This is a genomic window from Haloferax sp. s1 (genome assembly GCF_058382125.1).
In genome coordinates this window covers 1-13,153 of the sequence record NZ_JBZRPK010000663.1, presented here as the reverse complement: position 1 = coordinate 13,153, position 13,153 = coordinate 1, and the positions used below count along the sequence as shown (strand labels likewise).

The window sequence follows — 13,153 nt, the reverse complement described above, 5'->3', positions numbered from 1 at the left end:
CATCAGTTTCGCTTCCGCCTTCCGCAAGTGTTCGAGAAACGTCGTCTTCGAGACATCGAGTTCGCTGGCCAACTCGCGCGCCGTGATTTCTCGCGGCCAATTGTAGTAGCCACGTTCCCGAGCCAAATTCACCGCCTCGCGTTGTCGCGGGGTGAGCAGTTCCGTCTCCCCCGGGTCCGGTGGTTGCATCGGCTCTGATGCCGGCGAGATTTTTGTGAGCGAGATATCGGCGTTGCGCTCCTCTCGGATTTCGTCGAGCAGTCGGCCGAGTGACGACCGAGTCGTATGCGCGAGGAGATTCCAGGTTTCGACCCCGTCCTCGATTCGATACGAACTATCGACGAGCACGCCGCGGGTCAAGAACGCGGACCCGATACCCTCGTTTGCGACGTACTCGATAAAGACGTCCTGTGTGGCACGTCCGATTGCAGACGGAAGAGCGCCCTCGCTTGCGGCCCCACCAATCGGTTCGATATGGTTGATAAACGAAATCTCGTGTGCGACTTCGATTGCTTGCGTGACGTGCTCGCGTGAGTCCCCGTAAATCGTACAGCGTTCGTACGCCGAGTCACCCTCGACTGCCGCACCGTGGCCGATGAGACCACTGCCTGCTTCGGCCGTGGAGACGATACCCCAACAGTCGGGGTGCCATACTTCGAGCGAGAGGTGAAGGAGTTCTTTCTCGTGTTTCGGTTCGGCCATTGAGTAGTGAACACATGCCTAACAGGAAAATATAGCGTTCGCGGAGCGATGAGAATGAGGACAGCGTCAGCGTCCGTCGATTTCGTCGGCCCAAAAAACGAACCGTGCCGTTCGTTATTAGTTCCCGCCGAGCACCCGCTTGAACAGCGTGAACGTGAGCAGGGTGAAGAACAACCCGTTCAACATCCCCTGACTCGCGGCGAGGACTCGTGCGCCCGGTCCGAGCGGGTTGATGTCGCCGTACCCGACCGTACTGAAGCTGATGTAGCTGTAGTAGACGTTGTCGAAGAGGACTTCGAGCGCGGTCTTATCGACTGCAGTCGGGTCGAAGACGCTCCCTGCTTGCGTCAGGAACGGGCCGCCGGCGGCGTAGAACAACCCGAATAGCGCCGGGAGGAAGAACGTGAACGCGGCGATTCGTGGAAGCCGATTCCCGTAGCCACACGTCACCTGCATCAGGAGATTGAGACCCACGCTCGCGACCTTCTTGCCGCGTGCCCACACGTTCAGCGAATACTCGTTGATGATGATGTCGAAGTTCTTCTTTCGATTGTAGTAGTAGCGCTTGAATTCGAACTCTCGACTCGCGGGCGTGTCACCGACCGCATCCGCGCTGTCCTGTGCTTTCCTGTAGGTCTCCTCGATGATTTCGTGGTCCATCTCGACGGCAAACTGGCCGGTGGCGGTGTTACCGACGAAATCGTGAATCGTCCAGTCGTTCCGTTCGAGATAGCCGTGGTGGTCGCTGAAGTCGAAACAATCGAACTCAGTGAGACAGAAACGGAAGTGGTCGAGCAGTTCGTGTTCGTTCCCGTCGCCTTCGAGTTGGAGGTCGCCGATGGTCGCACGAGTGAAGTCGTACGGCGTCGCCTCACCGGAAACCTGCGAAATCGTGCCACCGCAGATTGTCGCGTCGGTAAAGTCGAGGTACGTGTCGCGCTCGCCGTTACGGACTCGGAATCGTGCAGTTCCGTGAAACACCGAACTGCGGAAGTTCGACTGTTCGTGGAACGTCGTCTCCCAGAACGATGCGGTCGTAAAGTTCGCGGCTTCGAACTCGGCGACATCCTCGAAGACGGCTTCGTTGAAAGAGGCGTTCGCTTCGAGATGTTGCATCTCGCCTTCGAACAGCGCCCCTCGGAACTCCGCTGGCCCGTGGAACGCCGTGCTTCGGAAGCTTGCGTCCTCTTCAAATCTCGCCTCCTTGAATCGCGCTCGGGTTTCGAACGCAACGTTCTCGAACGAGGCATCCCCGCCAAATGTTGTCCCGTCGGCGATGATGTCGTCTTGGAACGTGCTGTCGTCGAAGTTAGCACCGCCGTGGAACGTCGAAAACGAGAGATCGAGTTCGCCGGAGACCTGCAAGCGGTGGCAATCGGTGCGCGCGGTGAACGTCGCACGGTCGAAGTTGACCGCTCCTTTGAACACCGCGTCTTTAAAGTCCGAAAAGCGGAAGTGAGCGAGTTTGTAGTCGGCTTCACCCTCGAACGTCGCTCCTTCGAACGTCACGTCGTCGTGTGTCGTCCGACTACCGCCGTTGAACTCGACCCCGCGGAATTCGGCCAACTGCATGAACCGAACGTGGGCGAAACTCACGTCGTCGTCGAACCGCGCTTCGTCGAAATCTGCCATCTCCTGAAACGTCACGTCGTCGAATCGGGCGTCACCGTCGAACCTGACGTGCTCGAAATCGGAGCCGGCCGTAAACTGCGCTCGTTCGAACGTGACGTAGTCGAACGTCGCCTGTCGGAAACTCGCGTCGTCGCGGAACGTCGCATCGGCGAACGTGATATGGTCGTCTAACACGTGGCTGCTCCCGCTCGTCTGGATATTTCGAAAGTTCGCGGCCCCGTGGAATGTTGTGTCAGCGAAGCTTGTGTCGGCCAAGAACGTCGTTTCGTCGCAGTGAACGTCTCCGTGAAAGACCGCGTTATCGAACCAGACTTCCTGCTCGAAGGTCGCTTCGTTGGTCGTCACCTCGTCATGGACCGTCAGGTGTTGTGCATCGACCGTTCCCGTGAGGACGGCCTCTTTGAGTTTGAGTCGACCGATAGTCGCTTCCCGGAGAATCAACCCCTGTTCGAGTTTGCCGTGTGTGAGGTCCAGTCCCTCGATATTCGCGTGCTGAAAGTTCAGCACGTGGTTGGTCGCTCCGTTGATATCCTGATAGGTCAGCGAGAGGTGCGGAAGGTCCGCGCCGACGTACTCGTTGACGCGGGTATCCGGGGATTGGAGATTGGCACGGAGTTCCTCGACAATGTCGTCCCCGGAGACATCGAGTGTCGTACGTTCGTCTCGGCTCATGTGGAACACACAGTACTCACTTTCGGAGTGGGCTTCGTGTGGACATTCCCACGTCGTTTGTAGGTGTGCGTCCGTCTGTATCGATGGGTCGAACGTGTATCGACACGTAGAGGAAGACATCAAAGCGGGGGTAGATTCATTTCTCGACATGGGTGGAAAGGTTCCTATCGAAATCTCGTGAGAGTGCGCTCGGATGGTCTCGTGAAGGTGCGCTCGGATGGTCTCGTGAGAGTGCACTCGGGCGTTGATTCGAGAGTCGTACTTCGTTCATTTTCAGGGAATGTAATATATATCTTCGGACGACTGTCAGTCGAAGATGGTTCGTCGTTCCCGCTCCGAGAGTTCCGCGTGAATCGCGTTTGGCGAACAGTGTTCGCACTCACGCGCGGGATTGGTGCTTCGGTCGTAGGTCCAGATGGGGTAGCCAAAGAGGAAGAACGCCTCCATCTGGTGTCGTTCGATAATGGCCTCTGCGGCCTCTCCGCAGTTCGGACACCAATCGTCTCCCTCGTTCGGGACCTGAAACGTCACTTTTCGACGGCCGAACCCGGCGTTCGAGTAGGCTTCACGCCGCGACATCTCGATGAGGTCTTCGGCCGGATACGGTTTGGCGTCGACTTCATTGTCGAATCCGGTGTCGGTTTCGACGGTCGAAGCGAGGTACGGCCCGACGTGGACGGTGTTGTCGTAGCCGACGAAGTGGACGGTGATAGTGGCTCCTTTTCCGTCGACACAAACGTCGTGTCCGTGACCGACGAGGTATAATTCGATGTCACGTCGGACCTTTTTGGCCTCGATATCGTGGGTCATCCCCACCGCGTAGACGCCGGTTTCCGGGTCAGTCGTGGTTCCCGACTGCTCCCATCCAAACGTAGAGACATCGTATGCGTCTGCATCTGCTGCGAGCGGCACATCGTCGGAATAGACGTTCTCAGCCCCGGGTGTGGAAACCGCGCCATCGACGGCATCGGTCGCGATAAACACGTCTTCCGCATCAGTAAGAAGCACGTCGCCGTCGACTGATTGAACGTAGCCGTCTTCGAGCGTGCCGCTAATTTCGGTTTCAGCATCTGAGACAGTTTGGGCGCTGCTCACGGGCGTGTGCGTGAAGACGTATTCCGCGTTCTGTACGGTGAGGTCGCCAGTGATACTCTCGGTGGAGATAAACACGTCAGCCGGGTCTCGGAGTTCGACCGGGGGTTGTTCCGAGCCGTTGAGCGTAACGTCTCCGTCGTAGGTGGTGTTAGTGTCGTTCGTCATCGTTGTGGTTTCGTGGTCTGGTTCGTGGTTTCGGTAGCGGGTCCGGCTACGCCAGAGGAGGTCGGTGTAAGGTTCGTCTCCGTGTACAGTGCGAGGTCGTACTCCGGATAGGTGTGGTACGTCTCGTAGCCGTCTCCGGACGAAGCAACGTGAATTGTAGTCCACGCATCGGGACCGAACCGGTAGGCAACCGTCGCGTCGTCAGGGCCGGGGAATGCGTCAAGTGACTTCCCTTCGACCGTCGTTTGCGCGTCGAGGCGGTTGCTTTCGAAGTGGAATTCGTGTTCGGCACCGACGGCTAATGGTGTTTCGTGGGTCTGTTCCGACGGGAGCGGCTTGCACGAACACAGTTCGTGGAAGTCCAACGCCGGGAGACCGACGTAATGAGACTCACCGATAACGGTGAACACCGCGGGTGAGTCCAGCAACGTCTCCGGATGGACTGTCTTGATTTCGACAGACGCCAGATTTGGAACCTCGGTGGTATAGCCGAAGTACAGTGCTGTCGGTGTCTCGGAGGAGTGCGGTGCTGTCGGTGTCTCAGAGGAGTGCGGTACTGTCGGTGATTCGGGGGGTGTTGGAGAGGGCATGATTAGGTGTCGATGAGGATGTCGTAGTTCGGATGGAAGATGGAATTCACTCGCACACCGCGGTAGCGGGGGACTGCGTGCCACTCGATAGTGCGGTACTGCTCGCGATGCTTCCGGACGTAGGCTGTTTCACCGTCGCCGGTCAGTGATTGGCGGTCGCCCGGAGCGAACACGTAGAACTGCTCGATGCGTTCGGATTGCCCGTCCGAATCGATGTCTTCTCGAACCCAGTACGAAAGCTGGTTCGTGAATCCGGCGGCACCGACCGTGTTGATGAAGGCTTTGTGATGCTGCGGATACCCGTCGGGAGAGTAGCCCCACGTCACGACGACGCCCTCATCAGAGAGGTGGTTTCGAATCGAACTGTAGAACTCCGCCGAATAGAGCGTGAGCAGGTCGTCGTCGGTCGCTCCGGGGATATCGAGAAGAACGAGGTCGTACGTCTCGTTCGACTCTTGGAGGTATCGATATCCGTCCGCCGTCGTCGTGTTCAACCGGTCGTATTCGTAGGCGTCGTCGTGCCACTTCCGGAAGAACGGGTCAGTCTTCGTCTGCTGCATGAACTCTCCATCAAGGTCGACGTGGTCGACAGTGACGTTGTACTTCCGGAGGTGGTCGATAGCAATCCAGTCCCCGCCACCGACGACGAGAACCTTCGTCTCCGGGCCGGGTTCAACCAACGACATAGGTACGTCGACGAGACCCTGATGATAGCTGTCCGCCCAGCTTTCACACAGTTGTATTGCTGAGCCTAAGCGAAGACACTGCTCAGTCTTCCCGGTGAAGTGTGGATTCGGACCGGTCCCGGTCCAGGTGCGATTGTATCGGATAACGTGCTGGTACGTGGTCGTCCCCTGCGAGACGACGTTTGCACGCATCGCACCCGGTGGATACTTGTTCTCGGTCTGTTGTTCCAAGTAGAGTTGCGACAGTTGCTCGTCCGCAGTTTCGTGTTTCGCGACCACGCCCGCGTATGACGCGGTTAGCACGAGACAGACGACGAGGAGCGTCTTCGAGACGTGGCCAACAGAGAGGGCGCGGGTAGACGACTGCGAGTTCTCATTGACTGACCGCCAAGACCACTTATCAGTGACTGGCCACCGAGACCAATCCCCGAAGTAGGCGACAAACACGAGTGCGGCAACCCCGTTCAGCAGGGCCAACACGAATATCGTCGGGATAAGCCCGAGACCGGGATAGAGGACACGAGCGTAGATGACAGCTCCGACGAGTCCGCCGACGTAGTCCATCGCCAGCACGACCGATAGTCCACTCCGCCGCCCATCGGTTCGCTCGACGGACCAGACGGTCCCGAGACCCTTGACGACGGTATTGTGAACTCGGTTGCAGGCATTTTGAATCCACGCCGGCATCGCTGTCTCCCCGTCTTCGAGTTCGTCGACCATGTGAGTCAAAAGCGGCAGCTCGAATCCCGAGAGGAACCCGACGACGACGACGGGAAGACGGGCGACTGTCCAGATGAGTTCAGGCGGAACCGACTGCGGGATTCTGACGCTATTGAGACCGACGATGAGCAGGAAACCTGCGGGTGCGGCGGCGGCGAGAAACACCTCCGTTCGGAAGAAGTTCCCGCCGAGGTCTGCGGCATCGAGGTCGTCGGAGAGCGCTGCGCCGATACCGAGGCTGAAGAAATACAAGCCAACCGTGATGACGTACTGCGTCACGGTTCCGCCGTACATCACTGTCAAGAGTTCGGAGTAGACGAACTCGTAGGCGAAGCTACAGAATGAAACGACGAATGTGAGCGCAAGGAGCGTTCCGGTGTCAGTTCGTGAGTTGGACATCTTGGAGGGCCGTTAATCTTGAAAGACCTTGGAGGGCTGTTAATCTTGAAAGACGTGTCAGTTGTGACTATGGGGGCGCGAGCGACCGGGGCGGAGTGAGATGGCCAGACGCGACCGATCGAGGGCAATGAGCGTGCTCAGATACGCGGTGAGACTTTCCACTGCTCCTCGATATTGAACTGTTGGTCGCTGACGCCGTTGTCGACTTCGAGGTCATAGCACTCCCATCGGAAGTCGTGGTTGACGTCTGAACCGACGACGTGCGCACCGACGCGGTACCACCCATCGCGGCGGAACTCGCTTTGGTTCGTCAGGTCGTACGTGACGGTATCGTCGGGGTTCTTGAACTCTTTGTCCCACGGAACTGGACCGGAATCCGGCGCGTCGTCTTTCATCGAGTCCGTCGAGCCGAGATAGGCAATACCGAGGGTAGCGATGCCGACGCTGTACCGGGACACTTCATCAGCGTTGTCTTCGTACCAGTCGTCGGCGTAGTCTCCGCCGTGGAACCAAGCGTGACCGTGCTTCGTTTTCGGCGCGGACGAGTATCCGCCCGAGCCGCGTCCGGTGGCACCTCGTCCGCCGCCACCGCCTTTTCCTTTCGCGCTGGCGACGCCAATCGGACTCACGCCCGAAATCGATTGCTGAGTCGGAGCGTATCGAGACATTACCCACGTCTTGTTGGCAAGGTCGATAACAAGTGAGCCATCACTCATCTGGAAGTCCGTGACGACGTTTGACTTTCGGGGTGGAGGGGACTGACTACCGAGACACCCACTCAGGGCACCGAGTGCCCCGAGACCGGATGCGTAGAGGAACTTGCGGCGACGCATAGGATATTACTCGTCTGTTTCAATCAAATAACGGGCATAACAGTCTTGTGGTTCGATATATCGCTATCATACTCTCGGTCTACTCTCTCAGCATGGCACGGGATTAGAAAGCTCATTTGAATAAGTCGGGATAGGCAGAGTATCTAGAACATACAGAACATTAAAAACGTTTAGAAAATTCAGATAATCAAGACAATTTGGATAAGGTAGATAATTGGGTGTGATAGGTTATACAGAGCGTGAGTGTTCTATCTTCACGACTCAATTGCTGCACTGTGGGTTTGCGCAACTCACGTTTGAGTGCAGGTCAGAACATCGCGATTGACCTCACGACGACTCACACGGTCCTGTCTAATTCGATTTCTTCTTGTTCAATTTTGGATGGTTACACTCCACAGAATGCTCAAGATGAGCGCTATATGGTTATTTCAGCTTGTAGATATTACAACATCAGGGATAACATCTTCAGTCAAAGACGTAGTGACAAGGTGTGAGACGACCCAACTACCCACAGTCAAGAAACATACAAATTGTTCAGATTAGCCGAATTGGTTAAATTATTTAAATTATTCAGAATGGTTGAGCACCCGGGATTCGATTGGTTCTGTGAAATACAGAGTAGGTAGAGGCTGCAAAGATACACAGAACACCTAGATTAAGTAGATAATTCAGATTGTCCAGATAATCTAGGATACTCAAAGAGCCAAGATAACCATAATTATTTCAGGAACGCCGAATATCTCGATTATACGGATACCCTGTACCACCATGTCACGCGCAGTCAGTGTCTGTCTACTCAAAGGCGGTATCGGCAAATCGACGACCTCCATCAACCTCGCACGCGAACTTGCCCACCGAGGAAGCAACGTACTGCTCGTCGACTTGGACCCGAACGGTCACGCAACGACTGGGCTCGGGTTCGGCGAGGAGTTCTATTCGGAGGCACATCTCGGGGATGTACTTCTGGACGATGCAGACACCGAACCACGGGAACTCATTTTGGAGACCGGTTTCGAAATCGACCTCCTCCCGTCGAACGACCGTATCGAACAAGTCGAGTCCGACCTCGGTGGCGTAATGATGGGGTCTGCGCGCCTCAAACAGCGCGTGGTCGACCCGCTTCTCGGTGACGAGTACGATTACGTCGTCGTGGATTGCCCTGCTGCACGAGGGAAACTCAACGACAACGCCCTATACGCGACACAAAATCTTGTGTTGCCGATGCGCCCAGAATCTGGGGCGCTTTCGGGTCTCGAAAAGACGGTAAAGCGTCTGATTCAGCCCGCACGGGAGCACTTCGACCTCGAAATTCTCGCGGTCGTCCCGACCGACCTTCGCGACCGAATCGACCACGACCGACCGACTCGACGACTCATCGAAGCACTCGTTTCCAAACCAAACATCGCATCGAAGCTCCCGAACTTCGCGTACACGGACCCGTCGTTCTTCGAAGCGATCGACAACGGCTCGTGGGACGACGACCTTCCGAAGCCCGGAATCCGCCACCGGTCGGCCATCGACGCCTCGATTCGCGACCACATGCCCCTCCGAGACTACGACAGTTCGTGTGACCAACTCGAGTGCTACGACGAACTCGCCCAAATCATCGAAAACGGGGAGGTCAACCGATGAGCGACGACCCGTTCGGAGACCTCGACGCCGCAATGGGCGGTGAAGACGAGGTAGAGGGAGAGACAGAAGCGGAGGCGGAATCTGAACCCGCGACGGCCGACGCAGAAGAAGCAGATGTAACCGACGAACCGGCAGACCCGCGGGATAACCCGGCTTTCGAGTTCGACGAAACGGTTCACAAGGCACTCTACGTGCTCGAAGCGGTCGCTACGGATTTTGACGATATCATTACCTACGATGTGGAGCGCGAACTTACGCGGGACCACGGCTTGAAGAACATCAAAAAGAGCGAACTCCACAACGCCGCACTTTCAGTGGTTGCCGATCATCCAGAGCTAATTGTTGAACAAGTGCTTGATCAACGTGGTGTCAGAGAAGAATAATTGAAATAATCCACAGTATGTGGATATTCTAAACAACGGGAGTAAGAAAGAGGTTACGTATCGCTGTATAGTCCAGATAGTGCAGGGAACTAGCAGTAGGTGCGTAACTCAGAGTGTCAGCGTAGTCCAGATACTCGAAATAGTGTCGGTAAAGTAAATTGGGGAAGAGTTCCAGATTCCGGAAATGATTTGAATACTTCAGAACCTTCAGATTATCCAGGATATTCAGATAATTTGGATTTTTAGACAATCGAGATTTTTCCTCAAGCCGTAGAAACCGAACCAATGTGGACATACACAATCCAAGCTGAATCCTCGCTCACGTCGGTGGTCTGAATCAATAGTACAGATTATTTAAAATTCCTAAATTATTTAGAGAATTTGAATTGTTGATTAGAAAATCTAGATTATTTGAATCATCCCGGTTGTTTGGAGTATGTGAGCTATAGAAAAGGTTCGAGAAGAAAAGTCAGTGGTCCGTAGAATGTGACCGCAGCAGCACACCGTGGCAGACCATACACCTGTACGGAAATCCAATTCGAATCAATTAGCAACGACGCCGTAGAACATCACAGGGAACTCACTCAAGTGTAGAGATTCGGCTGTCTCGGAGTAACACTCGTCTAACAATGTCCGGATCTTCAAGAAGTCGATGAGTTCCGTGAACCCCTTGGCCACGGCCGCGACCTCGAACCTCTGACTGGATGACGTTGAGGAAGTCGAGTTCCTGGAGGAGTTCCTGGACGCGCCGCTCCGAGAGTTGGTCCATATCGAGATCGTCTGCAACAGTGAGGTACTGTCGGTAAATTTTGTTCGTCGTGATTTCAGCGGTCTTCCGGCCGCCAGTCTGGAGGACGAGCGAGTAGAGGACAGCCTTCGACTGCGTAGCAGTTCCTTCGAGGAGTTCGCTAAATCGGTCAGCCTCACTCTTTTCTTTCGCTGCTCGGACGTGGTCGTCGGTGACCGATTCGGCGCTCTCGTTGCGAGCAATTCGCCCGGCATTTCGGAGGATGTCAATCGCTTTCCGGGCGTCACCGTGTTCTTGTGCTGCGAGCGCGCTTGCGAGCGGAATTACGTCGTCGGTGAGGACGCCAGGTTTGAACGCGTCCTTCCGGTTCTCGAGGATTTCCCGGAGCTGGTTCGCGTCGTACGATGGGAAGACGAGTTCGTCGTGGGCAAAGCTCGATTTGACGCGCTCTGTTAGCTCTTCGGGATAGTCAATCTTGTTCGAGATACCGATGATACCGATCCGTGAGTCGACGATTTTCTGATTCTCCCCTGCGCGCGAGAGTTTACGGAGGACTTCGTCGTCGCGAAGCATGTCAATCTCGTCGAGGATGACGATAGTAACGTCGGAACAGGTGTCGAGAACCTGCCACAGACGGTTGTAGTAATCACCCGTCGAAAGTCCGCGTTCGGGAATCGTCATTCCGCTTTTTGATGGGTTGTTGACCTGCGAGGCGAGTGTTTTGATGACTGACGCCTCGGTGTGTTGCTCACCACAGTCGATAACCGCAATCTTCACTTCGACGTTTTCGCGGGTCGCCTCGTTCTGGAGTCGCTCGCTCACGAGTCGGGCAGTGAGTGTCTTTCCGGAGCCAGTTTTTCCAAAGATAAACAGATGGGTCGGTTCCCGACCAAAGATGGCAGGATTGAGCGCCTGAGCAACCTTCGACATATGCTCATCACGACCGACAATCTTGTCGGGACCAGGTAGATGTGAAATTTTAAGAATATCCTCGTTCGCGAAGATAGGTTGGTCGTAGCGAAAGAGGGGGTCACGACCACCCCCGCCAGCGTCGTCAGATGTCATATAGGTTCGGTATTCATACTCACCAATAATAAAAGTGAGGGGGTGGACTCGCGTTTGTAACGACGGTAAATACAGCCGTTTGAATGGGAGAAATGACTGATTCTGTTTTTACTAAGGGAACGGTAGTGTCGCGTGAGTAAACCAGTCAGGCACCACCCTCGCGAATGTAACGAGTGAAGTAACCCCTTCGGAAAGAAATCTCGAAAAGGGGGGTATGCTCGCGTTTGTAACGTGGTCGTCGGAGACCATCCTCGCGAATGTAAAACGAGGGGGAGTACCCTCGCGTTTGTAAACGAACGAGTCGAGGATATTGGGTCAGACACACCACCCTCGCGAATGTAACGCGAATTAGCGGGTGGGGTTTCTCGGTGAGGCAGTGGATTGCGGAAAATATTGCTTGTACATTTACAAACGCGAGGGGGGTGTGTTCAAATCGACTAGAGTCTCTCGTAGCCGTTACAAACGCGAAGGTGGTGTGTGTGTTCTTCCACGTTAGATGCCAGTGTCAAATAATTACATAACATAGATAAAATATCCATGAATGAGTGGTATAAATCTAACCATAAACCCAATAATAAAACTAACTTATAGTATAGTTGTTTGATACAACAAAACAGAAACGCAAACACGAACACTACCCAACCACCACTCGTCAATACTTGCTTTGTACCGGTCTCGCTACCCTTCCACTTTTGGCTTTTCACCCGAGCAGCCCTAACTCTCGAACGTCTCCGTCGACGGTTTCGAGAGCAGACTCTGCATCGACCACCGCTTCAGCACCGGTAATCACGATTTTGCCGCTCCCGAACATGAGCACGACGACGTTCGGGTCGTCGAGGCGATACACAAGTCCCGGAAATTGCTCTGGTTCGTACTCGACATCTTCGAGACCAAGACCGATAGCAAGTGCGTTCAAATTGAGCGCCGCTCCGAGGTCGGCACTCGACACGATGTTCTGGACAGTTGTATTCGGGTCATCGGGGACGGGAATACCGAGGTCGTCCAGGTCGTCAAACAGTGTCTCAATTGCTGTATTCACGTCTTCAACGCTGTCTGCACCGGTACATACGATCTTCCCGGAGCGAAACACGAGACACGCGGCTTTCGGATTTTCCGTTCGGTACACTAGCCCAGGGAAGTTTTCTGGGTCATAATCCGTACCCGACATGTCTAGTGAGAGTCGGTCTAAGTCGAGTTCGAGGGTAACCTCGGTCGAGGCGACGACATTTTGTACCTCGACCGACCCGGTGACGTTCGCATTCGACATATTGTGATTTATGTTATACTCTTTTATGTTAAAATACTAGGGTGATTAGATAAGCACACAAATCATTATGGTACAAGTATACTTACTTTCCTGATTCACTATTTTAACCTGTTCCAATCTATTGTAACCTGTGAGGACCCGATATATCAACAGATAATGGGGTGATTGTCGTTATAGAACTAATATCTCAAGAAATTATTGTATTATTAGCAATATTTCAAGAAAAAGCTGAGCTATTCTGAATGAAATAACCAAGTAATACAACTCTATCATAATTCTTTTCAGCACATTCATCGACTACTTCCCATGGCGTTCACAGACAACATTCACGACGAAGCCGACGAGTTCTGGTCGGCTATCGTTGATCACCCGATGGTCGAACAGCTCGGTTCAGGGACCCTCGACGAGGGGCCTTTCAGGTACTGGGTCCGACAGGATTACGTCTACCTCGTCGAGTACAGTCGCCTCTTCGCACTCGGTGCGTCGAAAGCGCCGACGCTCGATTCGATGGGGACGTTCGCCTCTCTCCTCGAATCAACCGTCAACGAAGAGATGGACCTACAC

11 protein-coding genes are annotated in these 13,153 nt (G+C 54.6%); 3 read left to right on the top strand and 8 right to left on the bottom strand.

Going from position 1 to position 13,153, the window contains the following annotated elements:
- The 6 genes from QT222_RS15750 to QT222_RS15725 all read right to left on the bottom strand — a co-directional run.
- A partial coding sequence (locus QT222_RS15750; protein WP_491477702.1) for a helix-turn-helix domain-containing protein occupies window positions 1-702 on the bottom strand: 702 nt, incomplete at its 3' end.
- Between the two features lie 117 nt (window positions 703-819).
- Window positions 820-3,126 (bottom strand): pentapeptide repeat-containing protein, encoded by a 2,307-nt coding sequence (locus QT222_RS15745; RefSeq protein WP_491477701.1) that lies wholly within the window; start codon window positions 3,124-3,126, stop codon window positions 820-822.
- Between the two features lie 186 nt (window positions 3,127-3,312).
- Window positions 3,313-4,266 carry a DUF8108 domain-containing protein gene (locus QT222_RS15740; protein ID WP_491477700.1) on the bottom strand — a complete coding sequence of 318 codons (954 nt, stop codon included), beginning with the start codon at window positions 4,264-4,266 and terminating at the stop codon, window positions 3,313-3,315.
- On the bottom strand, window positions 4,263-4,856 hold the full coding sequence (locus tag QT222_RS15735) for a DUF2617 family protein (RefSeq protein WP_491477699.1): 594 nt from the start codon (window positions 4,854-4,856) through the stop codon (window positions 4,263-4,265). The genes QT222_RS15740 and QT222_RS15735 overlap by 4 nt, the downstream gene beginning before the upstream one ends.
- A 2-nt stretch (window positions 4,857-4,858) precedes the next feature.
- Entirely contained in the window at window positions 4,859-6,661 is a 1,803-nt protein-coding gene (locus tag QT222_RS15730; RefSeq protein WP_491477698.1) for a spermidine synthase, read from the bottom strand.
- Window positions 6,662-6,798: 137 nt separating this feature from the next.
- Window positions 6,799-7,494 carry a hypothetical protein gene (locus tag QT222_RS15725; protein ID WP_491477697.1) on the bottom strand — a complete coding sequence of 232 codons (696 nt, stop codon included), beginning with the start codon at window positions 7,492-7,494 and terminating at the stop codon, window positions 6,799-6,801.
- Between the two features lie 768 nt (window positions 7,495-8,262).
- Between QT222_RS15725 and QT222_RS15720 the strand changes: the two genes are divergently transcribed.
- Both QT222_RS15720 and QT222_RS15715 read left to right on the top strand, forming a co-directional pair.
- Window positions 8,263-9,126: a ParA family protein gene (locus QT222_RS15720; RefSeq protein WP_004056440.1), complete on the top strand. Its 864-nt coding sequence runs from the start codon at window positions 8,263-8,265 to the stop codon at window positions 9,124-9,126.
- Complete coding sequence (locus QT222_RS15715) at window positions 9,123-9,509, top strand: DUF7970 domain-containing protein (protein WP_004056441.1); 387 nt, start codon at window positions 9,123-9,125, stop codon at window positions 9,507-9,509. The genes QT222_RS15720 and QT222_RS15715 overlap by 4 nt, the downstream gene beginning before the upstream one ends.
- 580 nt (window positions 9,510-10,089) lie before the next feature.
- Here QT222_RS15715 and QT222_RS15710 read toward each other — a convergent pair.
- Window positions 10,090-11,322, bottom strand: coding sequence for a Cdc6/Cdc18 family protein (locus QT222_RS15710; protein ID WP_491477696.1), 1,233 nt, complete (start codon window positions 11,320-11,322; stop codon window positions 10,090-10,092).
- Window positions 11,323-12,022: 700 nt separating this feature from the next.
- Complete coding sequence (locus tag QT222_RS15705; RefSeq protein ID WP_004056443.1) at window positions 12,023-12,589, bottom strand: TATA-box-binding protein; 567 nt, start codon at window positions 12,587-12,589, stop codon at window positions 12,023-12,025.
- A 306-nt stretch (window positions 12,590-12,895) separates the two neighbouring features.
- Here QT222_RS15705 and QT222_RS15700 point away from each other — a divergent pair.
- Window positions 12,896-13,153: thiaminase II/PqqC family protein (locus tag QT222_RS15700; protein WP_491477695.1), on the top strand; the 258-nt coding region annotated here is incomplete at its 3' end.